This window comes from Pseudomonas sp. HMSC057H01 (genome assembly GCF_001836405.1).
GTDB lineage: Bacteria > Pseudomonadota > Gammaproteobacteria > Pseudomonadales > Pseudomonadaceae > Pseudomonas > Pseudomonas aeruginosa.
The window spans coordinates 23,249-50,239 of the sequence record NZ_KV828490.1 but is presented as its reverse complement, the minus strand read 5'-3'; the positions used below and the strand labels follow the sequence as shown (position 1 = coordinate 50,239).

The window sequence follows — 26,991 nt, the reverse complement described above, 5'->3', positions numbered from 1 at the left end:
GAATCATGACAGAGCAGCAACCGATTGCCGTGCTCGGCGGCGGCAGTTTCGGCACCGCCATCGCCAACCTGCTGGCCGAGAACGGCCAGGCGGTCCGCCAGTGGATGCGCGACCCGGAACAGGCCGAGGCGATCCGCACACGACGCGAGAACCCGCGCTACCTGAAAGGGGTCAAGGTGCATCCCGGAGTCGACCCGGTCACCGACCTGGAGCGCACCCTGGCCGATTGCCAACTGATCTTCGTCGCCTTGCCCTCCAGCGCCCTGCGCAAGGTGCTGCAACCACACCAGGCGGCATTGACGGACAAGCTGCTGGTGAGCCTGACCAAGGGCATCGAGGCGCACACCTTCAAGCTGATGAGTGAGATCCTCGAGGAAATCGCCCCGCAAGCCCGCATCGGGGTGATTTCCGGCCCGAACCTGGCGCGCGAGATCGCAGAGCACGAGCTGACCGCCACGGTGGTCGCCAGCGAGGACGACGAGCTGTGCGCCCGCGTCCAGGCGGCCCTGCACGGCCGCACCTTCCGCGTCTACGCCAGCCGCGACCGCTTCGGCGTGGAACTCGGCGGTGCGCTGAAGAACGTCTACGCGATCATGGCCGGCCTGGCCGCGGCGATGGACATGGGCGAGAACACCCGCAGCATGCTGATCACCCGCGCGCTGGCGGAAATGACCCGGTTCGCCGTCAAGCTCGGTGCCAACCCGATGACCTTTCTCGGCCTCGCCGGCGTCGGCGACCTGATCGTCACCTGTTCCTCGCCGAAGAGCCGCAACTACCAGGTCGGCCACGCCCTCGGCGAGGGGCTCAGCCTGGAGGAGGCGGTATCGCGCATGGGCGAGACCGCGGAGGGTGTGAACACTCTCAAGGTACTCAAGGAAAAGTCCGACGAGATGCAGGTGTACATGCCGCTGGTCGCCGGTCTCCATGCGATCCTCTTCGAAGGCCGCACCCTGGCGCAGGTCATCCAGCTGCTGATGCGCGGCGAGCCGAAGACCGACGTCGATTTCATTCCCACCACCGGCTTCTGACGAGGAGACCGCCATGTCCGCAGACCCGCAAGCACGCGAATCGATCGCCATCCGCATCCTCTGGATGCTGCTGTTCGTCCTGGTCTGGCAGGTCGCCGAACTGCTCCTCGGGGCGGTGGTGGTGATCCAGCTGGTCTACCGACTGATCTACGGCGCGCCGAACGGCAGCCTGATGGCTTTCGGCGATAGCCTCAGCCAATACCTGGCGCAGATCGGCCGTTTTGGTACCTTCCACAGCGACGAGAAACCCTGGCCGTTCGCCGACTGGCCGAGCGCCCGCGCCGCCGAGGGCGAGGCCGCCCACAGCGTGCCGCCCGCCGCGCACCCGGCGCGCGACGAAGAGCCGAAGTTGTGAAGCTCTGGCTGTTGCGCCACGGCGAGGCCGAACCGCACGCCAGCCGGGACTCCGAGCGGCGCCTGACCGCCCATGGACGCAAGGAAGTGCTGCAGAGCGCCGCGCGGCTGGCCGGGTTGCCGCTGGACGGGATTCTCGCCAGCCCCTACGTGCGCGCCCAGCAGACCGCCGAGCTGGTGCGCGAGGCACTGGGCCTGGTCGAGCCGGTCGGCACCGCCCCCTGGTTGACCCCCGACGACGATCCGCGCGAGGTGCTCGGTTTCCTCGACGAGCGCAGCGAGCGCAATCTCCTGCTGGTCAGCCACCAGCCCCTGGTCGGAGCGCTGGGCGGTCTGCTGGTGCATGGCAACCGGCGTGATCCGTTGCCGATGAGCACTGCCTCGCTGGCCGAGCTGGAAGGCGACTTCGCCGCCGCCGGGCTGATGACCCTGGTCTCGCTGCATCACCCGCGGCACGGCTAGGAAGCGCCTGGCGCAATGACTACAAACCGAAACATTTCCCGGCTTGCCTGCGGTTGGCTGTGATGGAATATTCGACCAAGCAAGTGCTTGGTCGATCTCCCAGAACAACAACAACGGAGGCGGTACGTGGTCACTGCAAATCGTCTGCCGCTCGAAGTCTTCTTCGAGCGCGAAAAGCGTCATCCGCAACGGCGTTACCTGGTGCAGCCCATCGGTGGCGGCCGGGTCGAGGAGCTGAGCTGGGGCGAGGTGGGCGACCAGGCGCGGCGTGCAGCCGCCTGGTTGCGCAGCCTGGATCTCCCCGCCGGCAGCCGTATCGCGATCATCTCGAAGAACTGTGCGCACTGGATCGTCACTGACCTGGCGATCTGGATGGCCGGGCACGTTTCCGTCCCCCTCTATCCCAATCTCACCGCCGAGTCGGCGCGCCAGGTGCTGGAGCATTCCGAGTCGGCGGTGGTCTTCGTCGGCAAGCTCGACGACTGGCCGGCGATGGCGCCCGGAGTCCCCGAGGGCATACCGACCGTGGCCATGCCGTTGCACCCGGAAGGGCGTTTCGACCGCCAGTGGAGCGACCTGCAGGCCTGCGCGCCGCTCGAAGGCGACACGCCGACCGCCGCCGAGCAACTCGCCACCCTGATCTACACCTCTGGAACCACCGGCGTGCCCAAGGGGGTGATGCACAACTTCAGCAGTTTCGCCTTCGCCGCCAGCCGCGGCGTGGAACTGTTCGGCACTCGCGAAGACGACCGGATGCTCTCCTACCTGCCGCTGTGCCACGTGGCGGAGCGGATGTTCGTCGAGATGGGGTCGCTCTACGGGGGAACCACGGTGTTCTTCGCCGAAAGCCTGGACACCTTCCTCGAGGACATGAAGCGTGCGCGGCCGACCCTGCTGTTCGGCGTGCCGCGCATCTGGACCAAGTTCCAGATGGGGGTGTATTCGAAGATGCCGGCGCAGAAGCTCGACCGCCTGCTGAAGCTGCCGATCCTCGGCCGCATCGTCGGTCGCAAGGTGCTCGCCGGGCTAGGCCTGGACGCGGTGCGCTACGCGCTCTGCGGCGCGGCGCCGGTACCCGAGGCGCTGCTGCTCTGGTATCGCCGCCTGGGCCTGGACGTGCTCGAGGTCTACGGGATGACCGAGAACAGCGGCTACTCCCACGTCTGCCGGCCCGGCCGGCAGAAGACCGGCTGGATCGGCCAGAACAGCCCCGGCGTCGAGGTACGCATCAGCGACGAGGGCGAGGTGCAGGTGCGTAGCGGCGCAACCATGGTCGGCTACTACAAGGAGCCGGAGAAGACCGCCGAGGTGCTCACCTCCGACGGTTTCCTGCGCACCGGCGACAAGGGCGAGCAGGACGCCGACGGCAACCTGCGCCTGACCGGGCGGATGAAGGAAATCTTCAAGACCAGCAAGGGCAAGTACGTGGCGCCGGCGCCGATCGAGAATCGCCTGGCGGTGCACGATCGCATCGAGCAGGTCTGCGTGGTCGGCGAGGGCCTCAGCGCGCCGCTGGGGCTCTGCGTGCTCTCCGAGGTCGGTCGCCGGGAGGCCCTCAACGGTACCCGCGGGGCGCTGGAAAGCAGCCTGCGGGCGCACCTGGAACAGGTCAACGGTGCGCTCGACAAGCACGAGCGCCTGGTCGGCCTGGTTCTGGTGCAGGAAACCTGGGCGGTGGACAACGGTTTCCTCACGCCGACCTTGAAGATCAAGCGCAATATGGTGGAAGGTGCCTATGGCTCGCGCTTCCACGAATGGGTGGAACGCCGCGAGGCCGTGCTCTGGCACGAATGACTCCCACCGACGGGAAGCCCTTCCGGGCTTCCCCCTTGCGCAAGGAATTCCCATGAGCCTCTGGCGACAAACGCCCGACCTGGAGCAACTGAACGCCTCGCAGAAGAACAGCATCGGCGACCTGCTTGGCATCCGCTTCGAAGCCTTCGACGACGAGTCGCTGACCGCCAGCATGCCGGTCGACTCGCGTACCCACCAGCCGTTCGGCCTGCTGCACGGCGGCGCCTCGGTGGTCCTCGCGGAAAGCCTGGGCTCGATGGCCAGCTACCTGTGCGTCGACACCAGCCAGTACTACTGCGTCGGCCTGGAAGTGAACGCCAACCACCTGCGCGGCCTGCGCAGCGGCCGGGTCACTGCGGTGGCCAGGGCGATCCACCTGGGGCGTACCACCCATGTCTGGGACATCCGCCTCAGTGGCGACGACGGCAAGCCGAGCTGCATCGCCCGCCTGACCATGGCGGTGGTGCCGCTGGCGGGCAGGGCGGGCTGAGCGCGGTCCGCAATTTTGTCCAAGATCGTTCCGTCCCGCTGGCGGTAGAGTAGCGGGATGGAGCAGATCACCCATCTCAGCAGCGGGATTCCCGGCGTACGCCTGATCGACGCCGAGCACAACCGCTTTTCCTTTCCCCGGCACTTCCACCTGGAGTACCACATCGGCTTGCTGCTGCAGGGCCGGCATCGCTATGCCGCCGGCGGCGAACGGCGCCTGGCCGGGGCCGGCGACGCGTTGCTGATGGCGCCGGAAAGCATCCACGACGGCAGCAGCGCCGGCGAGGAGGGCTACCGTATCCGCGTCCTGGCGCTCGATGCCGACTGGCTGGAGCGCGCCAGCCGCGACTTCAGCGACGGCCGCCGGGGGGCGCCGCGCCTGACCAGCAGCCTGGTCCGCGACGAGCGTCTGCAGCAGCGCCTGCGTCAGTTGCACCTGGGCATGCTCGGCGGAGCGGCGGCGCTGGAGAACCGTCTGGCCCTGGAAGAGCACCTCTGGCAGGCGCTGGCCTGCCTGCTCAGCCTGGGCAGCAGCCTGCGCCTGGAGGAGGGCGACCGGGAAGGCTTCGGCCAGCGCGACTGGACGCGGCTGCGCGACTGGCTGGAGTCGCGCCTGGAGTACCCGCCGAACCTGGAGGAACTGGCCGCCTTCTGCGGCCTGAGCCCCTGGCAGGCGCTGCGGCGCTTCCGCCGTCACTGTGGCCTGCCGCCCCACCAGTGGCTGACCCAACTGCGTCTGGAGCGCGCCTTGCCGCTGGTACTGCGCGGCGAGCAGCCGTTGAGCCAGGTGGCCCAGCAGTTCGGTTTCTACGACCAGGCGCACTTCAGCCGTCTGTTCCGTCGCACCTACGGGTTACCGCCGGCGCGCCTGCGCCAGCGCTGAATCGCGTTTTCCTTTCCGATCCCTTTTTCGTGGAGTAGCCATGCAGGAATTGTCTGTCTTGCTGACCCTGGCGGCGGTGTTCGCCGTCGCCCTGGTCAGCCCCGGTCCCGATGTCGCCCTGGTGGTGCGCACGTCCCTGCACCAGGGGCGGCGGGCCGGCCTGGCCAGCGCGCTGGGGCTGGCCTGCGGGATTCTCCTGCATACCACCCTGGTGCTGACCGGCGTGTCGCTGCTGCTCAGCCGTACGCCTGTGCTGTTCGCCATCCTGCAGGCGCTCGGCGCGCTGTACCTGGCCTGGCTCGGCGTCGGCGCGCTGCGCGCCTGGCTGCGGCGCGGCGACGGCCAGCCGGGCCGGCTCGACGGGGCGCTGCCGCCGTCGCCCCTGGGGCCCTGGCTGCGTGGGGTGGCGACCAATCTGTTCAATCCCAAGGCGCTGGTGTTCTTCATCGCCTTGCTCGGCAGCCTGATTCCTGCGCAGATGTCGCTCGGCGGCAAGCTGGCGGTGGCGGCGCTGCTGTTCGGCATGGGCGCCTGCTGGTTCGGCCTGCTCAGCCTGACCCTTACCCGCCCGGCCCTGCAGGCCCGCCTGTTGCGCGCGGTGCCCTGGCTGGACGCGGCCTGCGGGGTGGTGTTCCTGCTGGTGGCGGCGGCGATCCTCGAGCATCTCGTCCGCTCTGCCTGAGGTTTTGGCCGCTTCGCCGTGCAAGGCAGCCGGCAAAGCCATTGCCGCCTCGGCGAGGCTGCCGGAGAATCCCTGGCATCAGCCCTGTCGAGACGTCGCGCATGTCGCAATCGGTTTTCTTCGCCCACGCCAACGGCTTCCCGTCGGCTACCTACGCCAAGCTGTTCGAGGCGTTGGCGCCGGAGTACCGGGTGGATCACCTGGAAATGCACGGGCACGACCCGCGTTTCCCGGTGAACGACAACTGGGACAACCTGGTGGACGAACTGCTGCACCATCTCGCCAGCCTGGAACAGCCGGTCTGGGGCGTCGGCCATTCCCTCGGCGGCGTGCTGCACTACCACGCGGCGCTGCGCCGGCCGGAACTCTACCGCGGCGTGGTGATGCTCGATTCGCCGGTGCTGACCCTCGCCGACCGCCTGGTGATCCGTGCCGCCAAGCGCTTCGGCTTCATCGACCGGATCACTCCGGCCGGGCGCACCCTGGGGCGTCGCGAGGCGTTCCCCGACCTGGAAGAGGCGCGGGCCTACTTCTCCGGCAAGGCGCTGTTCCGCCGTTTCGACCCCGATTGCCTGGAGGCCTACGTACGCCACGGGCTGGCCGACAGCGGCGGCGGTTCCGGCCTGCGCCTGCGCTTCGATCCGGCCACCGAGATCAGCATCTACCGCAGCGTGCCGCACAGCAGTCCGGGGCGTGCGCGGCAGTTGCAGGTGCCGCTGGCGATGGTGCGCGGGCGGCACAGCAAGGTGGTGTTGCCGCACCACACCCGGCTGATCCGGGCGATGCCGCGCGGCGAGTTCATGTCGCTGCCCGGCGGCCACATGTTCCCGCTGGAGCGCCCGCGGGAAACCGCCGAACTGCTGAAAGGCGTGTTCGATCGCTGGTCGCGGGCGACCGAGGAGCGTTCGGCATGAGCCTGCAGGTCGAGGAAGTACGCATCAGCCTGCCGCACATCGAACTGGCCGCGCATCTGTTCGGTCCGCCGGACGGCAAGCCGGTGATCGCCCTGCATGGCTGGCTGGACAACGCCATGAGCTTCTCGCGCCTGGCGCCGAAGCTCGCTGGGCTGCGTATCGTCGCCCTCGACTTCGCCGGCCACGGGCATTCTGCGCATCGTGCCGAGGGTGCCAGCTACCTGCTCTGGGACTACGCGCTGGACGTGCTGATGGTGGCCGAGCAACTGGGCTGGGAGCGGTTTTCCCTGTTGGGGCACTCGATGGGCGCCATCGTCTCGGTGCTGCTCGCCGGGGCCTTGCCCGAGCGCATCGAGCGGCTGGCGTTGATCGATGGCCTGATTCCCTACACTGGCGAAGCCGACAAGGCGCCGCAGAAGCTCGGCGAAGCGCTGAAGGCGCAACTGGCGCTACGCCACAAGCGCAAGCCGGTCTATGCCGAGCTGGAAAAAGCCGTGGAAGCGCGGATGCGCGGGGTCGGCGAGATCTCCCGGGAGGCCGCCGAACTGCTCGCCCAGCGCGGCCTGGAACCGGTGCCCGGTGGCTATACCTGGCGCACCGACGCGCGCCTGACCCTACCGTCGCCGCTGCGCCTGACCCAGGCCCACGCGCTGAACTTCGTGCGCAGCGTGGAATGCCCGGTCAGCCTGGTACTGGCCGAACAGGGCATGCTGGCGGTGGAGCCGCGCATGCGGGCGCTGCTGGAGACCCTGCCGTTCGAGCGGCACCACCTGCCGGGCGGGCATCACCTGCATCTGGACGATGAGGCCGGGGCGCAGGCGGTGGCCAGAGTCTTCGCGGCCTTCTTCGCGCGCTGAAACACCGGCTTGCCGTTGTTTCCTTGACTATTCCGGGTCCAGCCGTAAGGCTGGACGGATCGTTACGGAGAGTCACCGCATGATCGATCTCTACACCGCCGCCACGCCGAACGGCCACAAGGTTTCCATCGCCCTCGAGGAAATGGGCCTGCCCTACAGGGTGCACGCGCTGTCGTTCGACAAGAAGGAGCAGAAGGCTCCGGAATTCCTCAGGATCAATCCCAACGGCCGCATCCCGGCCATCGTCGACCGCGACAACGACGACTTCGCCGTCTTCGAGTCGGGCGCGATCCTCATCTACCTCGCCGAGAAGACCGGGCAACTGATGCCCGCCGACGTCAAGGGTCGCTCGCGGGTGATCCAGTGGCTGATGTTCCAGATGGGTGGGGTCGGCCCGATGCAGGGGCAGGCCAACGTGTTCTTCCGTTATTTCCCGGAGAAGTTGCAGGGCGCCATCGACCGCTACCAGCATGAGACCCGGCGCCTCTACGAAGTTCTCGACGGTCGCCTGGGCGAGGCCGAGTACCTCGCCGGCGACTACAGCATTGCCGATATCGCCACCTATCCCTGGGTGCGCATCCACGACTGGTCCGGTGTCGCCGTCGACGGGCTGGACAACCTGCAACGCTGGATCGCCGCCATCGAGGCGCGTCCCGCGGTGCAGCGCGGACTGCTGGTGCCGCGGCGGGAGAAGGAGGGCGACGACGCCATCCGTACCGCCCAGTCGATGCTGACCCGTTGAGGGCCGGTATGCGAGGGTTCCTGTTGCTATCCCTGGGCGTTTTCAGCTTTTCGGCGCTGGCCGCCGACCTTCCCGGCAGCCATGACCTGGACGTCCTGCCGCGCTTCCCGCGCGCCGAGATCGTCGACTTCCGCCAGGCGCCGAGCGAGGAGCGGATCTACCCGCTAGGGGCGATCAGCCGCATCAGCGGTCGCCTGCGCATGGAGGGCGAGGTGCGCGCCGAAGGCGAGCTGACCGCGCTGACCTACCGCTTGCCGCCCGAGCACAGCAGTCAGGAGGCGTTCGCCGCGGCGCGCACTGCGCTGCTCAAGGCCGACGCCACGCCGTTGTTCTGGTGCGAGCGGCGCGACTGCGGCTCCAGCAGCCTGCTGGCCAACGCCGTGTTCGGCAATGCCAAGCTGTACGGCCCGGACGAGCAGCAGGCCTACCTGCTGGTGCGCCTGGCGGCGCCACAGGAGAACAGCCTGGTGGCGGTCTACTCGATCACCCGCGGCAATCGCCGCGCCTACCTGCAGGCCGAGGAACTCAAGGCCGATGCGCCGCTGGGGGAACTGCTGCCGAGCCCGGCGACCCTGCTGCGCCTGCTCAAGGCCAACGGCGAACTGACCCTCAGCCATGTGCCGGCGGAGCCGGCCGGCTCCTGGCTGGAGTTGCTGGTGCGGACCCTGCGCCTGGATACCGGTGTGCGGGTCGAGCTGTCCGGCAAGCACGCCCAGGAGTGGCGCGACGCCCTGCGCGGGCAGGGCGTGCTGAACAGCCGCATGGAGCTGGGCCAGTCGGAGGTCGAGGGCCTGCACCTCAACTGGCTGCGTTGAACGCGTTCGCCCGGGCCTGCGGGCCCGGGCGATGGCGAAAATGCCTTCGGCAAGGCCGCCCGCCAGAGTAGACTGCCTTTCCCCCGCGCCCCACGCTCCGGCTGGAAACGGCGCACGCCGAGCGCTGTCTATCGGTGTATCCCCCTTTGAGGAAGGCCTGCCTTGATGTTCGATAACGATCGGCTGTTGCTTCGCGTGCTGTTGTTCGGCCTGCTCGGTGCCAGTCTCTGGGTGCTGGCGCCATTCTGGTCGGCGCTGTTCTGGGCCGCGGTGCTGGCTTTCGCCAGTTGGCCGCTGATGCGTATGCTCACGCGCCTGCTCGGTGGCCGCGAGTCGCTGGCGGCGGGCCTGCTGACCCTGGGCTGGATCGTCCTGGTGGCGTTGCCGCTGATCTGGCTCGGCTTCGGCCTGGCGGACAACGTTCGTTCGCTGATGGAGCTATTGAAGAATCTCCAGGTCGAGGGCCTGCCGCCGCCGCCTTCGTGGATGGCCGGCGTTCCGCTGATCGGCGACCGCCTGATCGGCTGGTGGAACTCCATCGACCAACAGGGCGTGGCGTTCTTCTACGTGCTCAAGCCCTATGTCGGCGAGGTCGGCAACTGGCTGCTGGCGCGCAGCGCGAAGATCGGTGGAGGGATCCTGGAACTGGTCCTCAGTCTGATCCTGATCTTCTTCTTCTACCGCGACGGGCCGCGCCTGGAGTCCATCGTCCACCGTGCCCTGGAACGCCTGATCGGCAACCGCGCGGAGCACTATCGCGACCTTGTCGCCGGCACCGTACAGCGGGTGGTCAACGGGGTGATCGGCACCGCCGCGGCGCAAGCCCTGCTGGCCTGGATCGGCTTCACGATCGCCGGCGTACCGGGAGCCATGCTGCTCGGCCTGCTGACCTTCGCCTGCAGCCTGCTGATGGTCCCGCCGCTGGTCTGGGGCCCGGCCACCGCCTGGCTGTTCTTCAAGGGCGACTATGGCCACGGGGTGTTCCTCGGCCTGTGGGGCTTCTTCATCATCAGCGGGGTGGACAACATCCTCAAACCCTACCTGATCAGCCGTGGCGGCAACCTGCCGCTGGTGGTGGTGCTGCTCGGGGTGTTCGGCGGCCTGCTGGCGTTCGGCTTCATGGGCCTGTTCCTCGGCCCGATCCTGCTGGCAGTGGCCTACAACCTGCTCAGCGACTGGATCGCCAGCACGCCGCGGACGCCGCCCGGCGAAGGGCGCGGCCCGGATGCCTGAGTGACGAAGGAGAAAAAGCCCCGCGATGCGGGGCTTTTTGCGTCTGCGGGGCTACAGGTGTTCGCTGCGGGCCCCCACGTACTGGCTGCGCCCGGCGCCGAGGCCGAACAGGGTGGCGGCGATGGCGACGCCGATGAAGATATAGCCGACCGCGTTCCAGCCGCCGGTCAGGTCGTGGACCACGCCGACCATGAACGGCCCCATGGCCGCCAGGGTGTAGCCGACGCCCTGGGCCATGCCCGACAGATGCGAGGCGACGTGGGCGTCGCGCGAGCGCAGGACGATCAGCGCCAGGGCGATGCTGAAGGTGCCGCCCTGGCCGAGGCCGAGCAGGACCGCCCAGCCCCAGATGGTCGGCAGCGGTGCATAGAGGAAGCCGAGCAGGCCGGCGAGGGTGGTAGCCATCACCAGCACCACCGCCAGGCGCTGGTCCCTGGCGCGAGCGGCGAGCCAGGGCGCGAGCAGGGCGGTGATCAGTTGCAGCATCACCGAGCCGGACAGCACCAGGCCGGCTTCCACCGCAGTCATGCCGCGGTCGATCAGGATCGACGGCAGCCAACCGAAGACGATGTAGGCCAGGGACGACTGCAGGCCCATGTACAGCGTGACCTGCCAGGCCAGCGGGTCGCGCCACAGGCCGACGACACGGAAGGCCTGGCGATGGGCGTGCTGGCCCTGGCGGGTCTGCGGCAGCCAGAAGGCGGCGGCGAGGATCGCCGGCAGCGACCAGAACGCCAGCGCCAGTTCCCAGTTGCCGAAGAGCTTCTCCAGCGGCGCGGTGGCGCCGGCGGCGAGCGCTGCGCCCAGGCACAGGGCCATGGTGTAGACCCCGGTCATCACCCCGGCCTGGCGCGGGAAGTCGCGTTTGACGATGCCCGGCAGGAGCACGCCGATGATGCCGATGCTGGCGCCGGCCAGGACGCTGCCGGCGAACAGGCCGAACACCGGGAACAGGCTGCGCAGGACGATGCCGCCGGCCAGGCAGAAGAGGATCAGCAGCACGCTGCGTTCGGCGCCGATACGCCGGGCCAGGCGCGGCGCGAGCGGCGCGAACAACCCCAGGCAGAGTACCGGCGCGGTGGTCAGCAGGCCGGCGGCGGCGGCCGAGAGGCCGGTATCGTCGCGTACCTGGTTGAGCAGGGGGGCGAGGCTGGACAGCGCCGGGCGCAGGTTCAGCGCCACCAGCACCAGGCCCAGCAGGAGCAGCCAGGGGCGTAGCGGCGGCGCCGGCGGGGCTGGTTCGTCGTCGACTTCGGCATCGATCAGCAGTTCTTCCGGAGGATGGCCGGGGTGCGCTCCCGGCCGGGCATTCAAGGCGTGAGTCATGGGTCTGTCCCGGGTTCAGATCAGCAGTGCGCGGTTGGCCGCGGCGGCAGCGTCCGGGTCTCCGCGTTCTATGGCATCGAGCAGTTGCTGGTGCAGCTCGAAGCAGGGCTGGGCCCTTTGTGGGTCGGCCATGGTGCGTTCCAGCGAGGTCCGGATGACCTGCGAGAAGTAGCGGTAGAGTTCGCTGAGCACCGGATTGTGGGCGGCATCGACCATCCGTTGGTGGAAGCGGACGTCGTGCTCGATGTAGTCCTGCAGGTCGTCGCTGCCGTAGCGCTGGCGCGAAGCGTCGAGATGCTCGCGCAATGCGCTCAGGTCGCTGTCGTCGCGGCGAACGGCAGCCAGGCGCGCCGCCTCGATCTCGATCATCCCGCGTGCCTCCAGGGAGTGCTGCACCGCGCTGCGCGCCAGCACCAGCATGGTTTCCAGCGGATCGGCGCAGGCGCGCACGTAGGTGCCGTCGCCCTGGCGGACTTCCAGCACGCCGGAGAAGGTCAGCACGCGCACCGCTTCGCGCACGGTGTTGCGGCTCATGCCGAGCAGCTCGGCGAGTTCCGGCTCCGGCGGCAGGCGTTGGCCGAGCGGCCAATGGCCGGCGTCGATGCGCTGGCGGATCTGCTCCAGGGCGATGTCCACCAGGGAGCGCTTGAGGGGAATGGTCACGGAAGAAACATCCAATCATCGGATGAATTTGCGCGCAGGATACCTCGGCAACTGCAAGCCCGGAAAGCGTCGCTCGGGGAAAAAGCGTTGGCCTGGCGGCGAGACGCATGGCGCTGCGCCGCCAGGTCGCCGATGCGTCAGCCTACGGCGGCGGTTTCGCCGGCGCGCAGGGACATGCCCAGTTGTGCTCGTCGGCGCAGCCATGGACTGGGCCGGTAGCGCGGGTCACCGGTAAGCGCCTGCAGGCGCTGGAGAATGCTCAGCAGGCGCCGCGGGCCGAGGCGGTCGCCCCATTCCAGCGGGCCGTGGGGATAGCCGAGGCCGAGGTGCACCGCCTGGTCGATATCCTCGACGCTGGCAATGCCCTGCTGGGCGATGTCGCAGGCGAGGTTGACGATCATCGCCAGTACCCGCTGGACGACGAAGCCGGGACTGTCGCGCAGCACCGTGACCCCGACGCCGTCGCCAGCCAGTAGCGCGTGTGCCGCGTCGCGCATGGCCGGGGCGGTCAGCGGCGAGAGCATCAGGCAGCGCCGGCGCTCGAGGTCGCAGAGCAGGTCGATGCCGACGCTGCGCTCGGCGGGACAGGCGAAGCGCTGCACGGCGCTGCTCAGGTCCTCGCCCCAGGCGGCCAGCAGGCAGAGTGCTGCGGCGGAAGGGCGTTCGCCGGTTTCCGGCTCGACGCCGAGGCGATGCAGCAGTTCGGCGAGCGTGCGGCGGTCGTCCTCGTTTTCGCAGCCCAGCCACACCGGGGGCCGGATGGCGGCCTGCGGCACCGGTTGCGGACCGGGCTTGTCCTGCGGCTGGCCGTCGACGTAGCGATAGAAGCCCTGGCCGCTCTTGCGCCCGAGACGGCCGGCGGCGAGCAACTGGCGGGTCAGCGGGTGCGGGCGGTAGCGCGGTTCCTGGTAGTACTGCTGGTAGATCGATTCCATTACCGGGTGCGACACGTCGAGGCCGGTGAGATCGAGCAGTTCGAACGGCCCCATGCGGAAGCCGGCGCACTCGCGCAGCACACGGTCGATCTCGGCGCATTCGGCGACGCCTTCGCCGAGGATGCGCAGGGCCTCGGTGCCATAGGCGCGGCCGGCATGGTTGACGATGAAGCCGGGGCTGTCCTTGGTCCGTACACCGCGGTGGCCCAGGCGCGCGGCGAGGGCGAGCAGGGCGTCGCCGACTTCCGGAGCGCTGGCCAGGCCGTCGACCACCTCGACCACGCGCATCAGCGGCACCGGGTTGAAGAAGTGAAAGCCGGCGATCCGCTGCGGCCGCTCGCAGGCGGCGGCGATGGCGGTGATCGACAACGACGAGGTATTGCTGGCGAGGATGGTCTCCGGCGCGACTATGGCTTCCAGCCGGCGCAGCAATTCCTGCTTGGCCTCCAGGCGCTCGACGATGGCCTCCACCACCAGTTCGCAGTCGCCCAGTTGTTCCAGGCGTTCCGCCACCCGCAGCCGGTTTTGCGCGGCCTCGGCGTCGGCGGCGCTCAGCTTGCCTTTGCCGCATAGACTCTCGAAGGTCTGCCGCAGGCGCTGGCGTGCCTCGGCGGCGGCCTCGGCGCGGCTGTCGAACAGCCACACGGTCAGGCCGGCCTGGGCGGCGATCTGGGCGATCCCGGTGCCCATCGCACCGGTACCGACCACGGCGATACAACGAATATCGGGCATCGTCTATTTCCCCTGGTAGTTCGGCGGGCGTTTCTCCAGGAAGGCGTGCATGCCTTCCTTCTGGTCCTGCGAGTCGAACAGCAACTGGAACGCCTTGCGTTCCAGGGCCAGGGCACTGTCCAGCGGCAGGTCGGCACCGGCCAGGACCACCTCCTTGATCTGCGCCAGCGCCAGAGGGGGCAGGCGGGCGATCTCCGTGGCCAGTTCCAGGGCGCGCGCCAGCGTCGACTCGTCCGCCACCACTTCGCTGACCAGGCCCATGGCCAGCGCTTGCGGAGCCTTCACCAGGCAGCCGGTGAACAGCATGCGCAGCGCCTGGAACTTGCCCACCGCCCGTACCAGGCGCTGGGTGCCGCCGGCACCCGGCATCACCCCGACCTTGATCTCCGGCTGGGCGAACTGTGCCGACTCGCCGGCGACGATCAGGTCGCAATGCATCGCCAGTTCGCAGCCGCCGCCCAGGGCGAAGCCGTTGACCGCGGCGATCACCGGCTTCGGGCAGCGCGCGATGGCTTCCCAGTAGCGCTCGCTGTGGCGGCCGTACAGGCCGATCGCCGTGCTCGTCGAGAGATCGCGGAGATCGGCGCCAGCTGCAAAGCAGCGCGAGTCGCCGGTGAGCACGATGACGCGGATCGCCGGATCCGCGCCGAGCGTCTGGAAGTGGCTGGCGAGGCGCTGGCGCACTTCGTCGTTCAGCGCGTTCCTGGCTTGCGGACGATTGAGGCGAAGCAGGGCGATATCGGCTGCGGGAAATTCGAGCAGAACCACGGGCGAAGGATCGGCGGACATGGAAGCTCCGATGAATTGATATTTCGCTATGCGAAATATAGTTTCATGATTTATCGAAAATAATCAGCGCCAGCCGGGGCGTTGTAAATACTCGCGTCGGATTTCGGACGATCTACTTATACAATTTACTGTTTTAAAAGGATTTTATTTTCGTTGTTGAAAGTGCATGGATTCTTCTATTAGTTTCGCTATGCGAAATATAATTTTGTTTTATTGATTTTTTGAAAAAGAGGTCCCTACTATGCGCGGCAACGACGAGCGCCGGAGTCCGGCGGAAGGTGCCAGTACGGAAGCGGAAGTGTCCGCCTTCGAAGCTGTGCTGATCGACCCGATGCAGGAGAAAGACGAGGAACTCAAGGACCGCCAGTTCGTCACCGCGCTGGCCCGCGGGTTGGAATTGCTGCGCTGTTTCACACCACGGGAAAGCCTGCTGGGCAACCAGGAACTGGCGAAGAAGACCGGCCTGCCGAAGCCGACGGTGTCGCGTCTGACCCACACCCTGACCCGGCTGGGCTATCTGCGTCACCTGCCGCATAGCGGCAAGTACCAGTTGGAAGTGGGCGTGATGTCGTTCGGCTACGCGATGCTCTCGAACCTGTCGATTCGCGCGCTCGCTCGCCCTTTGATGGAAGAGATGGCCGGCTACGCCAAGGCCGCGGTGGCCATGGCGGCCCGTGACCGGCTGAGCATGGTCTACCTCGACGTGGTGCATGGCGAGGCCAACCTGACCATGCGTCGCCAGGTCGGCAGCCACCTCTCGCTGCACCGCAGCGCGATCGGTCGGGCCTGCCTGGCGGCGATGCCGGAGGACGAGCGGGAGTTCATCCTCGGGCACATCCGCAAGCGCCACCCGGAAGACTGGCCGGAAGTGCGCAAGGGGCTGGAGCGGGCCTTCCGCGACTATGCCGACTACGGCTTCTGCCTGTCGCTCGGCGAGTGGCAACGCGACGTCAACGCGGTGGGCGTGGCCTTGCACCACGAGAGCCATGGGCTGCTGGCGTTCAACTGCGGCGGGCCGAGTTTCCACCTCAAGCGCGAGAAACTGGAGGACGACATCGGCCCGCGCCTGCTGCACATGGTCCACAACATCGAGGCCGCCACCCGCTGACCGAGGCCGGTGACGGAATCATGGCAACCGGCCTAAGGGCCTATTGGAGTGAGCATGATTCGTGATCCGGAAACCCTGAACCTGCTGCTGGACAGCATCCGCCAGTTCGTCCGCGAAAGCCTGGTGCCTCATGAGCAGGAGGTGGCGGAAACCGACCGCATCCCCGAGGCGATCATCGCCCGCATGCGCGAGATGGGCCTGTTCGGCCTGTCGATCCCGGAGGCCTACGGCGGCCTCGGGGTGACCATGGAGGAAGAGGTGAGCATCGCCTTCGAACTGGGGCGGACCTCGCCGGCGTTCCGTTCGCTGCTGGGCACCAACAATGGCATCGGCTCCCAGGGCATCGTCATCGACGGCACCGAAGAACAGAAGCGGCGCTACCTGCCGCGCCTGGCGTCGGGCGAACTGCTCAGTTCGTTCTGCCTCACCGAACCGGACTCCGGTTCCGACGCCGCCTCGCTGAAGACCACGGCGGTGCGTGACGGCCAGCACTACGTGCTCAACGGTACCAAGCGCTTCATCACCAACGCCCCGCAGGCCGGCATCTACACCGTGATGGCACGCACCGACCCGGCGATCCGTGGCGCCGGCGGAATCTCCGCTTTCGTCGTCGAGCGCGGTACGCCCGGGCTGTCCCTGGGCAAGCCGGATCGCAAGATGGGACAGAAGGGCGCGCATACCTGTGACGTGATCTTCGACGACTGCCGGGTGCCTGCCAGCCAGTTGATCGGCGGGGTCGAGGGCGTCGGCTTCAAGACCGCGATGAAGGTGCTCGACAAGGGCCGCCTGCACATCGCCGCGGTCTGCGTGGGGGTCGCCGAGCGGATGCTCGAGGATGCGTTGCGCTATGCTCTGGAACGCAAGCAGTTCGGCCAGCCGATCGCCGAGTTCCAGTTGATCCAGGCAATGCTCGCCGACAGCAAGGCCGAGGCCTACGCGGCGCGCTGCATGGTCATCGACGCCGCGCGGCAGCGCGACGAAGGCCGCGATGTCGGTACCGAGGCGTCCTGCGCCAAGCTGTTCGCCTCGGAAATGTGCGGCCGCGTCGCCGACCGCGCGGTGCAGATCTTCGGCGGCGCCGGCTATATCGGCGACTATGGGATCGAGCGCTTCTATCGCGACGTGCGACTGTTCCGCATCTACGAGGGCACCACGCAGATCCAGCAACTACTGATCGCCCGCAACATGATCCGCGCCGCCCAGGGCTAGCGTCGATCCTTCGCCTTGTCACCGGCCGTGGCGCAGTCCCCGGCCGGTTGCTCTCCCAGGCGCTGTCCGCGCCACTCTTTACGCTTTCTTTATGCCGTCCGGCGCGGCCCGGAATCGCTTCTTTACGCCCCCTTTGCGGAGACTTTCCCTCAAGCGGCAGAGGCCGTTCGAAGGAGAGATCGCACACATGACCGTTCTGGATTGGTTGTCCCTGGCCCTGGCCACGGGACTGTTCGTCTATTTGCTGGTGGCGCTGCTACGCGCCGACCGTGCCTAGGGGAGGGCACATGAACAGCCACGAGATTCTCTTGATCCTGGCCTTTTTCGCCCTGGTCCTGGTGCCTGCACCGTTCCTCGGGCGCTACTGCTTCAAGGTGATGGAAGGCCAACGCAATCTCCTCAGCGCGCCGCTGGCGCCACTGGAGCGCGTCTGCTATCGCCTGTTCGGCGTCGATCCGGCGAGCGAGCAGGACTGGAAGACCTACACCCTGGCGCTGCTGGCATTCAACCTGGCCGGCCTGGTCCTGCTGTTCTCGATCCTCATGCTGCAGGGCAGCCTGCCGCTGAACCCGCAGCACCTGCCGGGCCTGGAATGGACCCTGGCGTTCAACACCGCGGTCAGTTTCGTCACCAACACCAACTGGCAGGCCTACAGCGGCGAGGCCTCGCTGAGCTACTTCAGCCAGATGGTCGGCCTCACGGTGCAGAACTTCGTCAGCGCGGCGGTCGGCCTCTGCGTGCTGGTGGCCCTGGCGCGCGGCATCAGCCGCCGCTCCACACGACAGCTGGGCAACTTCTGGGTCGACCTGACCCGCGGCACCCTCTACGTGCTGCTGCCGCTGTGCCTGCTGCTGGCGCTGCTGCTGGTCTGGCAGGGCGTGCCGCAGACCTTCTTCGACTACGTCCATGCCACCACCTTGCAAGGCGCCGAGCAGACCATCCCGCTCGGCCCGGCGGCCAGCCAGATCGCCATCAAGCAACTGGGCACCAACGGCGGCGGCTTCTTCGGCGTCAACTCGACTCATCCGTTCGAGAACCCGAGTGCCTGGAGCAACCTGTTCGAAGTGGCCTCGATCATCCTGATCCCGGCGGCGCTGGTATTCACCTTCGGCCATTACGTGAAGGACCTGCGCCAGAGCCGCGCGATCCTCGGCTGCATGCTGCTGCTGTTCTGCCTCGGCCTGAGCCTGTCGCTGTGGGCCGAATACCAGCCGAACCCGGCGCTGGCGCAGTTGCCGGTCGAGCAGGGCGCACCGATGGAGGGCAAGGAGAGTCGCTTCGGCACCGCCGCCAGCATGCTCTGGGCGATCACCACCACCGCCGCCTCGAACGGCTCGGTGAACGCCATGCACGACAGCCTGAGCCCCCTGGGCGGCATGCTGCCGCTGCTGAACATGATGCTCGGCGAGGTGATCTTCGGCGGCGTCGGCGCCGGCCTCTACGGCATGCTGCTGTTCGTCCTGATCGCGGTGTTCCTCGCCGGCCTGATGGTCGGGCGGACGCCGGAGTACCTGGGCAAGAAGCTCGAGGCGAAGGAGGTCCGCCTGCTGGTCTTCACCCTGCTGGTGATGCCTGTCGGCGTGCTGGTGCTCGGCGCCATTGCCGCCAGCCTGCCGGGACCGGCCTCGGCGGTGACCAACCCCGGCCCGCACGGCTTCAGCCAACTGCTCTACGCCTACACCTCGGGGAGCGCCAACAACGGCTCGGCGTTTGCCGGTTTCGGTGCCAACACGCCGTTCCACAACCTGATGATCGGCCTGGCCATGCTCATTGGCCGCTTCGGCTACATCCTGCCGATCCTCGCCATCGCCGGCAGCCTGGCGGCGAAGAAGGCCAGCCCGGTGGGGCCGAACAGTTTCCCGACCCATGGTCCGCTGTTCGTCAGCCTGCTCACCGTGACCATCCTGCTGGTCGGCGGCCTGACCTTCCTGCCGACCCTGGCCCTCGGCCCGATCGCTGAACAACTGAGCCTCGGCTTCTGAAGGAATCGCACATGAACGCTCAGACCCAGGCGTCCAAGAACGCCTTGCACAAATCGCTCGAACGTCGCCACAACGCGTCCACCAGCCTCGCCGCCTTGTGGCGGCCGGCGCTGCTGCAAGCCTTCGTCAAGCTCGACCCGCGCCAGTTGCTGCGCTCGCCGGTGATGCTGGTGGTCGAACTGACCGCCGTGCTCACCACCTTGCTGTGCTTCATCCCCGACCAGGCGGTGCCGACCTCGGTGGCGCTGCAGATCGCCCTCTGGCTGTGGTTCACCGTGCTCTTCGCCAACTTCGCCGAAGCGCTCGCCGAGGGGCGTGGCAAGGCCCGCGCGGACAGTCTCAAGGCCGGCAGCCAGGGCCTCTCCGCCAATAAGCGGCGCGCCGACGGCAGTTTCGAGAGCGTCGCTGCCAGCAGCCTGCGCAAGGGCGACGTGGTACGGGTCCAGGCCGGCGAGATGATTCCCGGCGACGGCGAAGTCATCGAAGGCGTGGCGGCGGTCAACGAGGCCGCCATCACCGGCGAATCGGCGCCGGTGATCCGCGAGTCCGGCGGCGACCGCTCGGCGGTGACCGGCAACACCCAGGTGGTGTCCGACTGGCTGCTGGTACGGATCGGCGCCAACCCGGGCGAGTCGACCCTGGACCGGATGATCGCCCTGGTGGAAGGCGCCAAGCGGCAGAAGACCCCCAACGAAGTAGCGCTGGACATCCTGCTGATCGGCCTGACCCTGATCTTCCTGCTGGTGGTGGTGACCCTCAAGCCGTTCGCCCTGTTCGCCGGCGGCAACCTGCCGCTGGTGTTCCTGGTGGCGCTGCTGGTGACGCTGATCCCGACCACCATCGGCGGCCTGCTCTCGGCCATCGGCATCGCCGGTATGGACCGCCTGGTGCGCCTGAACGTGATCGCCAAGTCCGGTCGCGCGGTGGAGGCGGCCGGCGACGTCCACGTGCTGCTGCTCGACAAGACCGGCACCATCACCTTCGGCAACCGCCGCTGCAGCGCGCTGTACGCCGCGCCGGGGGTGAGCGGCAAGGAACTGGCCGAGGGCGCGTTGCTGGCCTCGCTGGCCGATGACACGCCGGAAGGCAAGTCGATCGTCGAATACCTGCGCATCCTGCATCCGATCGAGGAGCCGCGCCGCGAGGAGCTGACGCCGATCGCCTTCAGCGCGGAAACCCGCCTGTCCGGGGTCGACTGGAACGGCCAGGTGTACCGCAAGGGGGCGGTGGATGCGGCGCTGCGCTTCATCGACCTGCCGCGGGAGAAGATGCCCGAGGTGCTTTCGCGGGAGGTGGACAAGATCGCCCAGAGCGGCGGCACCCCGCTGCTGGTGGTAGCCAACGGCCGGCTGCTCGGCGCCATTCACCTGAAGGACGTGGTCAAGCCGGGCATTCGCGAGCGCTTCGCCGAACTGCGCCGGCTGGGCATCCGCACTGTGATGGTGACCGGCGACAACCCGCTGACCGCCGCTGCCATCGCCGCCGAGGCTGGGGTCGACGACGTGATCGCCGAGGCTACCCCGGAGAAGAAACTGGCGCGGATTCGCCAGGAGCAGGGCGAAGGTCGCCTGGTGGCGATGTGCGGCGACGGTGCCAACGACGCCCCGGCGCTGGCCCAGGCCGACGTCGGCATGGCCATGAACGACGGCACCCAGGCCGCCCGCGAGGCGGCCAACCTGGTCGACCTGGACAGCGACCCGACCAAGCTGCTCGACGTGGTCCAGGTGGGCAAGGAGTTGCTGGTCACCCGCGGCGCGCTGACCACCTTCTCCATCGCCAACGACGTGGCCAAGTACTTCGCCATCCTGCCGGCGCTGTTCGTCGGCATCTACCCGCAGCTCGACGTGCTCAACGTGATGCGCCTGCAAAGCCCGCAGAGCGCGATCCTGTCGGCCATCGTGTTCAACGCGCTGATCATCGTCGCGTTGATCCCACTGGCCTTGCGCGGCGTGCGGGTGCAGGCGGCGGACGCTTCGCAACTGCTGCAGCGCAACCTGCTGATCTATGGCGTCGGCGGCCTGGTGGCGCCGTTCCTCGGGATCAAGGCGATCGACCTGCTGCTGACCGCCGTCGGCCTGGCATGAACAACGGCCCTCGCCGTCGGGTGAGGGCCTGGGACTGAAGAGAGGATCTGCACATGTTCAAGCAACTCCGTCCGGCACTGGCGTCACTGCTGGTGCTGAGCCTGGTCACCGGCGTGGCCTATCCGCTGCTGGTCACCGGTATCGCCCAACTGGCGTTCCCCGAGCAGGCCAATGGCAGCCTGCTGCGCGACGCCGAGGGCAAGGTGCTCGGCTCGCGGCTGATCGCGCAGAAGTTCGACGGCGAGGAGTGGTTCCATTCGCGGCCTTCGGCGGGCGACTACGCCACCGTTTCCAGTGCCGCGAGCAACCTGGCGCCGAGCAACCCGGCACTGGCCGAGCGCATCGCCAGGGACGCCGCCCAGGAGCGTATCGCCGACCAGGGGCCGGTGCCGCTGGCGCTGGTCACTACCTCCGGTAGCGGACTCGATCCGCAGCTGCCGCCGCAGGCCGCGCGTTACCAGGCGCTGCGGGTGGCCACGGCGCGCGGGCTGCCGCTGCGGCTGGTGGAAGACCTGGTGGAAAGCCACACCGAGCGGCCGCTGGTGGGGCCGGCGGTGGTCAACGTGCTGGCGCTGAACATGGCGCTGACGGGGTTGAAGCGCTAGGTTTCCCCAGAGACCCACGCAAGGGCTTGCAATATCGCCGCATCGGCGGATGATCGCCGGCGATCGTCCGCCCCGCGCGGCGCAGAGCAACGGAGTACGACCGATCCATGACCGACACCGCACGCGCCGACGCGCTGCTGGCCGACCTGCCCGCTGACGGGCGCGGCCGCCTGAAAGTCTTTCTCGGCGCGGCGCCGGGGGTGGGCAAGACCTTCGCCATGCTGCAGGCCGCCCAGGCCCAGTTGCGCCAGGGCGTGAAACTGCGCGCCGGGGTGGTCGAGACCCACTCGCGGGCGGAAACCGAGTCCCTCCTCGCAGGCGTGCCGCAGCAGCCGCTGCGCAGCCTCGAGTATCGAGGGATGAAACTGCAGGAAATGGACCTCGACGGTCTCCTCGCCGACCCGCCGGCGCTGGCCCTGGTCGACGAACTGGCCCACAGCAACGTTCCCGGCAGCCGCCACGCCAAGCGCTGGCAGGACATCCAGGAGTTGCTGGCGGCGGGAATCGACGTCTACACAACGGTCAACGTCCAGCACCTGGAGAGCCTCAACGACCAGGTCCGCGACATCACCGGCGTGCAGGTCCGCGAGACGGTGCCGGACTGGGTGTTGCAGGAGGCCTACGAGATCGTCCTCATCGACCTGCCGCCGCGCGAGCTGCTGGAGCGCCTGCGCGAGGGCAAGGTCTACGTGCCGGAACAGGCGCGGGCGGCGATCGATGCGTTCTTCTCGCAGACCAACCTCACCGCGCTGCGTGAACTGGCGATGCAGACCGCCGCCGCGCGGGTCGACGCCGACCTCAACCACCGCTACCGCCAGCGCGGCGAGGAGGCGCCGGCGTTGCGCGGGCGGCTGCTGGTGGGCATCGACGGTGACGAACAGGCCGAACGCCTGGTGCGCCACGCCTGCCGGGTCGCCGAACGTCGGCACCTGCCCTGGAGCGTGGTACACGTCGATACCGGCGGCTTGCGCGGCGAGCAGGCGCGGATGCGCCTGCAGGGTGCGCAGCAACTGGCCGAGCGGCTCGGCGGCGAGATCGTCGTGCTGCGCGCCGGCGAGGTGGCGCGGACCCTCCTGCAACATGCCCGCGAGCGCCGCGCCAGCCTGGTCCTGGTTGGCCAGTCGCGGCGCCGCTGGTACCGCCGGGCCTTCGGCGGTGGTCTCGCCGGGCGCCTGCTGCGCGACGGCCAGGGCCTGGAGATCAGTGCCCTGGACAGCGAGGCCGACCTGCGCCCGGCGGAACCGCGGCCACGCTATCCGGTGGTGTGGAACGACTATCTGCTGGCGCTGCTGGCGACCGCCCTGGCCAGCGGCCTGGCCTGGGTCGTGGCGCACCTGCTGGAACTGCCGAACATCTCCCTGGTGTTCCTGATGGCGGTGCTGCTGGTGGCAGTGCGCAGCAGCCTGATGCCGGCACTGCTGTGCGCGGTGGCGTCGTTCCTGGCCTATGACTTCCTGTTCATCCCACCGCATTTTTCCTTCGCCATCCATCGCCATGAAGACCTGCTGAGCCTGGCGTTCTTCCTGTTCATGGCCGGCCTCACCGGCAACCTGGCGGCACGCCAGCGGCGCCAGCTGGAGGCGCTGCGTGATACCCAGGAGGAAACCAGCCTGCTGCTGGAGCTGTCGCGCAAGCTCACCGCCGCCACCGACCGCCAGGCGGTGCTGGCCGCCGCCGCCCAGCAGTTCGACGACTGGAAGGACGTCGAGGTCTGCCTGCTCGGTCAGGTCAATGGCGAGTGGAAGACCGAGGCCGGCGTGCAGCGGCAACTCGCCGACCAGGAACGGGTCGCCGCCGACTGGGCCTGGGCCCACGACCAGCCGGCCGGCCTCGGTACTGGCACGCTGCCCGGAGGACGCTGGTGGTGGTGGCCGCTGTCGGCGGAAGAGGGGCCGCTGGCACTGCTCGGCGTCGCGCCGCTGGACGGCCAGCCGCTGAGTCCGCAGCGCCGGCGCCTGCTCGCCGCCCTCGGCCAGCCCCTGGCCCAGGCCCTGGCCCGTGCGCGCCTGGCCGAGGACCTGGAGGCCGCGCGCCTGCACGGCGAGACCGAGCAACTGCGCAGCGCCTTGCTCGCCTCGGTGTCCCACGACCTGCGCACGCCGCTGACGGCCATGCGCGGTTCCATCGACAGCCTGCTGGCGCTGGGCGAGGCGATCCCGCCGGCGGATCGTCGCGAACTGCTGGAAAGCACCCGCGACGAGGCCGAGCGACTGGACCGCTATATCCAGAACCTGCTCGACATGACCCGTCTTGGCCACGGTGGCCTGAAGCTGGCGCGCGACTGGGTGGCGCCGGGCGACATCGTCGGCAGCGCGCTGAACCGCCTGCGCGCGGTGCTGGCGCCGTACCGGGTGCAGGCGATCGTGGCCAACGACCTGCCGTTGCTCTACGTGCATGCGGCGCTGATCGAACAGGCGCTGATCAACGTGCTGGAAAATGCCGCGCGCTTCTCGCCGAGCCACGGCCGGTTGCGCATCGAGGTCAGCCAGGATGCCGCCGAGCTGCGTTTCGCGGTGAGCGACGAGGGGCCGGGGATTCCCGAGGCCGAGCGGGAGAAGATCTTCGACATGTTCTACACCGCTGCCCGTGGCGACCGCGGTGGCCAGGGCACCGGCCTGGGCCTGGCGATCTGCCAGGGCATGATCGGCGCCCACGGCGGGCGCATCAGCGTCGGCGAAGGCCTCGACGGTCGCGGCACCACGCTGGTCCTGCACCTGCCGCTGCATCCGCAGCCGGACCTCGGGCAACTGGAGGGCGACGAATGAGCCCGGCGCACTTGCCTGGCGCCCGCGCTCGCGCTATTCCTGCCGTTTCCGCGACGCCGCCGCTGGCTCGTCGCCGTGTTCACCTGCCGTGCCGAGTGCCATGACCCAATTGCAGAACAGCATCCTGCTGATCGACGACGAACCGCAGATCCGCAAGTTCCTCCGTATCAGCCTCAATGCCCAGGGCTACCGGGTACTCGAGGCCGGCACCGGCGAAGAGGGGCTGGCCCAGGCCGCGCTGAACCGGCCGGACCTGGTGGTGCTCGACCTCGGCCTGCCGGACCGCGACGGCCAGGACATCCTCCGCGACCTGCGCGAATGGTCGCAGGTGCCGGTGCTGGTGCTGTCGGTGCGCGCCAGCGAGGGCGAGAAGGTGCTGGCCCTGGACGGTGGCGCCAACGACTACGTGACCAAGCCGTTCGGCATCCAGGAGTTCCTCGCCCGCGTGCGCGTCCTGCTGCGCCAGGCGGCGCAGGGCGAAAGCCCGGAGGCGGCGGTGGCGGTCGGCCCGTTGCAGGTGGACTTCGCCTATCGCCGGGTCACCCTGGAGGGTGCGGAAGTGGCGCTGACGCGTAAGGAGTACGCGGTGCTCGCCGCGCTGGCACGCCATCTCGGACGGGTAGTGACCCAGCAGCAACTGCTCAAGGATATCTGGGGCCCGACCCACGTCGAAGACACCCATTACCTGCGGGTCGTGGTCGGCCACCTGCGGCAGAAACTCGGCGACGATCCGGCCAGCCCGCGCTTCCTGGTGACCGAGGCGGGCGTCGGCTATCGCCTGCGCGACAGCTGACGCGCAGCGCAATTCTGCGCGAGGGGCATGCCTCCCGCGCGTTCATCGCCTATGATGCCGCGCATTCGCGCTGGCCCGGATGCGCCGGGTCGGCGCCCCGGTGTCACGACGAAGGTCATCATGCAGCAACTGTTGAACGAGATTCTCGATGAAGTCCGCCCGCTGATCGGGCGCGGCAAGGTCGCCGACTACATTCCCGCGCTCGCCGGCGTCGAGCCGAACCAACTGGGGATCGCCGTGTACAGCCGCGACGGCGAGCTGTTCCATGCCGGCGACGCCCTGCGGCCGTTTTCCATCCAGAGCATTTCCAAGGTGTTCAGCCTGGTCCAGGCGATCCAGCATTCCGGCGAGGACATCTGGCAACGCCTCGGCCACGAGCCCTCCGGCCAGCCTTTCAACTCCCTGGTGCAGCTGGAGTTCGAGCGCGGCAAGCCGCGCAATCCGTTCATCAATGCCGGCGCCCTGGTGATCTGCGACATCAACCAGTCGCGTTTCGCCGCGCCGGCGCAATCGATGCGCGATTTCGTCCGGCGCCTGTGCGGCAACCCGGAAGTGGTGTCGGACTCGGTGGTGGCGCGCTCGGAGTACCAGCACCGCTCGCGCAACGCGGCGGCGGCCTACCTGATGAAATCGTTCGGCAACTTCCACAACGACGTCGAGGCGGTGCTGCTCAGCTATTTCCATCATTGCGCGTTGCGCATGAGCTGCGTCGACCTGGCGCGGGCGTTCTGCTTCCTCGCCGACAAGGGCTTCTGCAAGCACAGCGGCGAGCAGGTGCTCAACGAGCGGCAGACCAAGCAGGTCAACGCGATCATGGCCACCAGCGGGCTCTACGACGAGGCCGGCAACTTTGCCTACCGGGTCGGCCTGCCGGGCAAGAGCGGCGTCGGCGGCGGCATCATCGCGGTGGTGCCGGGGCGCTTCACGGTCTGCGTCTGGTCGCCGGAGCTGAACGCCGCGGGCAATTCGCTGGCGGGTATCGCCGCGCTGGAAAAGCTCAGCGAGCGGATCGGCTGGTCGATCTTCTGAAACCGCCGCCCGTCGTGGTGGCGCTCGAATTCCCGGCGCCGCTGCGCTATGTTCTGCGGCTACCGCTTGCCGGCGCCGGATGCGCCGGTCCACTCGCCAGGATGGTCGCCATGTCCCGCCCGATTCCCGTTTCCCGTGTCTTCGCCTGCCTCACCGTTCTCGCCGCCTGCGCGCACGCCGGCGCCGCCGAGCCGGACTGGCGTGGCTATACCAGCGACCAGCAGCAGCGCAGCGTGCTGGCCGTCGAGCAGGACGCCGAGGCCATCAACAAGCGCTACTACGACAGTGCCTTCGAGGAATTCCTGCCGGAACTGGAGCAACTGGAACTCAGCCTGGCGCAGCCCGTCGTCGCCGTCGACGAGAAAGGCCTGCTGGGCGACTGGAAGTGCCGCTCGACCCAGGCCGACCAGTACGGCATCTATCGCTATCCGAACTTCCAGTGCCGCATCCGGCGTACCGACCGCGGCCTGTTCCTGGAGAAGACCAGCGGTTCGCAGCGGGTCAGCGGCTACCTGTTCCGCGAAGGCACGCAGCGCTACGTGTTCCTCGGCGGCGCCACGGTCAACGACGAGCCCCAGGTGGCCTTCAGTGGCCTGGCCCACGGCGCGCCGGCTGAGTCCGACGTGGTCGCGCTGCTGCGCCCGCACGCCGGCGGCTTCCTCCTGCTGTTCCCGGAACGGCGCGGCGGCTACGAGGTCCTCGAGTTCAGCCGCTGAGG

At 68.4% G+C, this 26,991-nt stretch carries 26 protein-coding genes; 22 read left to right on the top strand and 4 right to left on the bottom strand.

Annotated features, from left to right (window positions below; translation table 11 throughout):
* Window positions 1-5 precede the first annotated feature (5 nt).
* From HMPREF2581_RS18755 to HMPREF2581_RS18700, 12 genes are all read left to right on the top strand, one after another.
* Entirely contained in the window at window positions 6-1,028 is a 1,023-nt protein-coding gene (locus HMPREF2581_RS18755) for an NAD(P)H-dependent glycerol-3-phosphate dehydrogenase (RefSeq protein ID WP_003109958.1), read from the top strand.
* A 13-nt stretch (window positions 1,029-1,041) separates the two neighbouring features.
* Window positions 1,042-1,383, top strand: coding sequence for a DUF4389 domain-containing protein (locus HMPREF2581_RS18750; protein WP_003097882.1), 342 nt, complete (start codon window positions 1,042-1,044; stop codon window positions 1,381-1,383).
* Window positions 1,380-1,844 (top strand): phosphohistidine phosphatase SixA, encoded by a 465-nt coding sequence (sixA, locus tag HMPREF2581_RS18745; RefSeq protein ID WP_003117751.1) that lies wholly within the window; start codon window positions 1,380-1,382, stop codon window positions 1,842-1,844. Before HMPREF2581_RS18750 ends, sixA begins: the two co-directional genes overlap by 4 nt.
* Before the next feature lie 126 nt (window positions 1,845-1,970).
* Window positions 1,971-3,638 carry an AMP-binding protein gene (locus tag HMPREF2581_RS18740; RefSeq protein WP_003140141.1) on the top strand — a complete coding sequence of 556 codons (1,668 nt, stop codon included), beginning with the start codon at window positions 1,971-1,973 and terminating at the stop codon, window positions 3,636-3,638.
* Window positions 3,639-3,690: 52 nt separating this feature from the next.
* Window positions 3,691-4,128, top strand: coding sequence for a hotdog fold thioesterase (locus HMPREF2581_RS18735; RefSeq protein WP_003087490.1), 438 nt, complete (start codon window positions 3,691-3,693; stop codon window positions 4,126-4,128).
* A 57-nt stretch (window positions 4,129-4,185) separates the two neighbouring features.
* Window positions 4,186-5,010 (top strand): AraC family transcriptional regulator, encoded by an 825-nt coding sequence (locus tag HMPREF2581_RS18730; protein ID WP_003140138.1) that lies wholly within the window; start codon window positions 4,186-4,188, stop codon window positions 5,008-5,010.
* Between the two features lie 40 nt (window positions 5,011-5,050).
* Window positions 5,051-5,692, top strand: a complete 642-nt coding sequence (locus HMPREF2581_RS18725; protein WP_003120430.1) for a LysE family translocator — start codon at window positions 5,051-5,053, stop codon at window positions 5,690-5,692.
* A gap of 101 nt (window positions 5,693-5,793) precedes the next feature.
* A complete protein-coding gene (locus HMPREF2581_RS18720) occupies window positions 5,794-6,606 on the top strand; it encodes an alpha/beta fold hydrolase (protein WP_003087496.1) in 813 nt (270 codons plus the stop codon).
* Window positions 6,603-7,463 (top strand): alpha/beta fold hydrolase, encoded by an 861-nt coding sequence (locus tag HMPREF2581_RS18715; RefSeq protein ID WP_003097867.1) that lies wholly within the window; start codon window positions 6,603-6,605, stop codon window positions 7,461-7,463. Before HMPREF2581_RS18720 ends, HMPREF2581_RS18715 begins: the two co-directional genes overlap by 4 nt.
* A gap of 79 nt (window positions 7,464-7,542) precedes the next feature.
* Window positions 7,543-8,205 (top strand): glutathione S-transferase family protein, encoded by a 663-nt coding sequence (locus tag HMPREF2581_RS18710; protein WP_003087500.1) that lies wholly within the window; start codon window positions 7,543-7,545, stop codon window positions 8,203-8,205.
* 8 nt (window positions 8,206-8,213) lie between these two features.
* Window positions 8,214-9,020, top strand: a complete 807-nt coding sequence (locus HMPREF2581_RS18705; RefSeq protein WP_003087504.1) for a DUF4892 domain-containing protein — start codon at window positions 8,214-8,216, stop codon at window positions 9,018-9,020.
* Window positions 9,021-9,185: 165 nt separating this feature from the next.
* A complete protein-coding gene (locus tag HMPREF2581_RS18700) occupies window positions 9,186-10,253 on the top strand; it encodes an AI-2E family transporter (RefSeq protein WP_003087507.1) in 1,068 nt (355 codons plus the stop codon).
* Between the two features lie 51 nt (window positions 10,254-10,304).
* On the opposite strand, the gene HMPREF2581_RS18695 is transcribed toward HMPREF2581_RS18700, so the two are convergent.
* The 4 genes from HMPREF2581_RS18695 to HMPREF2581_RS18680 form a co-directional block, all read right to left on the bottom strand.
* A complete protein-coding gene (locus HMPREF2581_RS18695) occupies window positions 10,305-11,579 on the bottom strand; it encodes a CynX/NimT family MFS transporter (RefSeq protein WP_003140135.1) in 1,275 nt (424 codons plus the stop codon).
* A gap of 15 nt (window positions 11,580-11,594) precedes the next feature.
* Entirely contained in the window at window positions 11,595-12,242 is a 648-nt protein-coding gene (locus HMPREF2581_RS18690; RefSeq protein ID WP_003122888.1) for a FadR/GntR family transcriptional regulator, read from the bottom strand.
* A 137-nt stretch (window positions 12,243-12,379) separates the two neighbouring features.
* Window positions 12,380-13,909, bottom strand: coding sequence for a 3-hydroxyacyl-CoA dehydrogenase (locus tag HMPREF2581_RS18685; RefSeq protein ID WP_003140132.1), 1,530 nt, complete (start codon window positions 13,907-13,909; stop codon window positions 12,380-12,382).
* Between the two features lie 3 nt (window positions 13,910-13,912).
* Complete coding sequence (locus HMPREF2581_RS18680; RefSeq protein WP_003087516.1) at window positions 13,913-14,698, bottom strand: enoyl-CoA hydratase; 786 nt, start codon at window positions 14,696-14,698, stop codon at window positions 13,913-13,915.
* A 241-nt stretch (window positions 14,699-14,939) separates the two neighbouring features.
* Between HMPREF2581_RS18680 and HMPREF2581_RS18675 the strand changes: the two genes are divergently transcribed.
* The 10 genes from HMPREF2581_RS18675 (at window position 14,940) to HMPREF2581_RS18630 (ending at window position 26,989) form a co-directional block, all read left to right on the top strand.
* Complete coding sequence (locus HMPREF2581_RS18675; protein WP_003097851.1) at window positions 14,940-15,806, top strand: IclR family transcriptional regulator; 867 nt, start codon at window positions 14,940-14,942, stop codon at window positions 15,804-15,806.
* A gap of 54 nt (window positions 15,807-15,860) precedes the next feature.
* A complete protein-coding gene (locus HMPREF2581_RS18670) occupies window positions 15,861-17,015 on the top strand; it encodes an acyl-CoA dehydrogenase family protein (protein WP_003109952.1) in 1,155 nt (384 codons plus the stop codon).
* Between the two features lie 187 nt (window positions 17,016-17,202).
* A complete protein-coding gene (locus HMPREF2581_RS18665) occupies window positions 17,203-17,292 on the top strand; it encodes a K(+)-transporting ATPase subunit F (protein ID WP_003097848.1) in 90 nt (29 codons plus the stop codon).
* Window positions 17,293-17,302: 10 nt separating this feature from the next.
* Window positions 17,303-18,997: a potassium-transporting ATPase subunit KdpA gene (kdpA, locus tag HMPREF2581_RS18660; RefSeq protein WP_003140129.1), complete on the top strand. Its 1,695-nt coding sequence runs from the start codon at window positions 17,303-17,305 to the stop codon at window positions 18,995-18,997.
* A gap of 11 nt (window positions 18,998-19,008) precedes the next feature.
* Window positions 19,009-21,081 (top strand): potassium-transporting ATPase subunit KdpB, encoded by a 2,073-nt coding sequence (gene kdpB, locus HMPREF2581_RS18655; RefSeq protein WP_003140127.1) that lies wholly within the window; start codon window positions 19,009-19,011, stop codon window positions 21,079-21,081.
* Between the two features lie 53 nt (window positions 21,082-21,134).
* A complete protein-coding gene (kdpC, locus tag HMPREF2581_RS18650; protein ID WP_003136152.1) occupies window positions 21,135-21,686 on the top strand; it encodes a potassium-transporting ATPase subunit KdpC in 552 nt (183 codons plus the stop codon).
* A gap of 107 nt (window positions 21,687-21,793) precedes the next feature.
* Entirely contained in the window at window positions 21,794-24,451 is a 2,658-nt protein-coding gene (locus tag HMPREF2581_RS18645; RefSeq protein ID WP_003140123.1) for a sensor histidine kinase, read from the top strand.
* Between the two features lie 100 nt (window positions 24,452-24,551).
* Window positions 24,552-25,244, top strand: coding sequence for a response regulator (locus HMPREF2581_RS18640; RefSeq protein WP_003087534.1), 693 nt, complete (start codon window positions 24,552-24,554; stop codon window positions 25,242-25,244).
* A 120-nt stretch (window positions 25,245-25,364) separates the two neighbouring features.
* The gene (gene glsB / locus HMPREF2581_RS18635) at window positions 25,365-26,273 is read left to right on the top strand and encodes a glutaminase B (RefSeq protein WP_003087537.1); all 909 of its coding nucleotides are present in this window, start codon (window positions 25,365-25,367) and stop codon (window positions 26,271-26,273) included.
* A gap of 110 nt (window positions 26,274-26,383) precedes the next feature.
* Entirely contained in the window at window positions 26,384-26,989 is a 606-nt protein-coding gene (locus HMPREF2581_RS18630) for a DUF4893 domain-containing protein (protein ID WP_003110632.1), read from the top strand.
* Window positions 26,990-26,991 lie beyond the last annotated feature (2 nt).

Bases quoted from the DNA above. Each gene is read 5' to 3' on its own strand.
- HMPREF2581_RS18670 (WP_003109952.1), top strand. From the start codon at position 15,861: ATGATTCGTGATCCGGAAACCCTGAACCTGCTGCTGGACAGCATCCGC.
- glsB (WP_003087537.1), top strand. From the start codon at position 25,365: ATGCAGCAACTGTTGAACGAGATTCTCGATGAAGTCCGCCCGCTGATC.
- HMPREF2581_RS18725 (WP_003120430.1), top strand. From the start codon at position 5,051: ATGCAGGAATTGTCTGTCTTGCTGACCCTGGCGGCGGTGTTCGCCGTC.
- HMPREF2581_RS18700 (WP_003087507.1), top strand. From the start codon at position 9,186: ATGTTCGATAACGATCGGCTGTTGCTTCGCGTGCTGTTGTTCGGCCTG.
- kdpB (WP_003140127.1), top strand. From the start codon at position 19,009: ATGAACGCTCAGACCCAGGCGTCCAAGAACGCCTTGCACAAATCGCTC.
- HMPREF2581_RS18715 (WP_003097867.1), top strand. From the start codon at position 6,603: ATGAGCCTGCAGGTCGAGGAAGTACGCATCAGCCTGCCGCACATCGAA.
- HMPREF2581_RS18755 (WP_003109958.1), top strand. From the start codon at position 6: ATGACAGAGCAGCAACCGATTGCCGTGCTCGGCGGCGGCAGTTTCGGC.
- HMPREF2581_RS18735 (WP_003087490.1), top strand. From the start codon at position 3,691: ATGAGCCTCTGGCGACAAACGCCCGACCTGGAGCAACTGAACGCCTCG.
- HMPREF2581_RS18695 (WP_003140135.1), bottom strand. From the start codon at position 11,579: ATGACTCACGCCTTGAATGCCCGGCCGGGAGCGCACCCCGGCCATCCT.
- kdpC (WP_003136152.1), top strand. From the start codon at position 21,135: ATGTTCAAGCAACTCCGTCCGGCACTGGCGTCACTGCTGGTGCTGAGC.
- HMPREF2581_RS18685 (WP_003140132.1), bottom strand. From the start codon at position 13,909: ATGCCCGATATTCGTTGTATCGCCGTGGTCGGTACCGGTGCGATGGGC.
- HMPREF2581_RS18730 (WP_003140138.1), top strand. From the start codon at position 4,186: ATGGAGCAGATCACCCATCTCAGCAGCGGGATTCCCGGCGTACGCCTG.
- HMPREF2581_RS18665 (WP_003097848.1), top strand. From the start codon at position 17,203: ATGACCGTTCTGGATTGGTTGTCCCTGGCCCTGGCCACGGGACTGTTC.
- HMPREF2581_RS18680 (WP_003087516.1), bottom strand. From the start codon at position 14,698: ATGTCCGCCGATCCTTCGCCCGTGGTTCTGCTCGAATTTCCCGCAGCC.
- HMPREF2581_RS18645 (WP_003140123.1), top strand. From the start codon at position 21,794: ATGACCGACACCGCACGCGCCGACGCGCTGCTGGCCGACCTGCCCGCT.
- HMPREF2581_RS18710 (WP_003087500.1), top strand. From the start codon at position 7,543: ATGATCGATCTCTACACCGCCGCCACGCCGAACGGCCACAAGGTTTCC.
- HMPREF2581_RS18705 (WP_003087504.1), top strand. From the start codon at position 8,214: ATGCGAGGGTTCCTGTTGCTATCCCTGGGCGTTTTCAGCTTTTCGGCG.
- HMPREF2581_RS18640 (WP_003087534.1), top strand. From the start codon at position 24,552: ATGACCCAATTGCAGAACAGCATCCTGCTGATCGACGACGAACCGCAG.
- HMPREF2581_RS18750 (WP_003097882.1), top strand. From the start codon at position 1,042: ATGTCCGCAGACCCGCAAGCACGCGAATCGATCGCCATCCGCATCCTC.
- kdpA (WP_003140129.1), top strand. From the start codon at position 17,303: ATGAACAGCCACGAGATTCTCTTGATCCTGGCCTTTTTCGCCCTGGTC.
- HMPREF2581_RS18675 (WP_003097851.1), top strand. From the start codon at position 14,940: ATGCGCGGCAACGACGAGCGCCGGAGTCCGGCGGAAGGTGCCAGTACG.
- HMPREF2581_RS18630 (WP_003110632.1), top strand. From the start codon at position 26,384: ATGTCCCGCCCGATTCCCGTTTCCCGTGTCTTCGCCTGCCTCACCGTT.
- HMPREF2581_RS18720 (WP_003087496.1), top strand. From the start codon at position 5,794: ATGTCGCAATCGGTTTTCTTCGCCCACGCCAACGGCTTCCCGTCGGCT.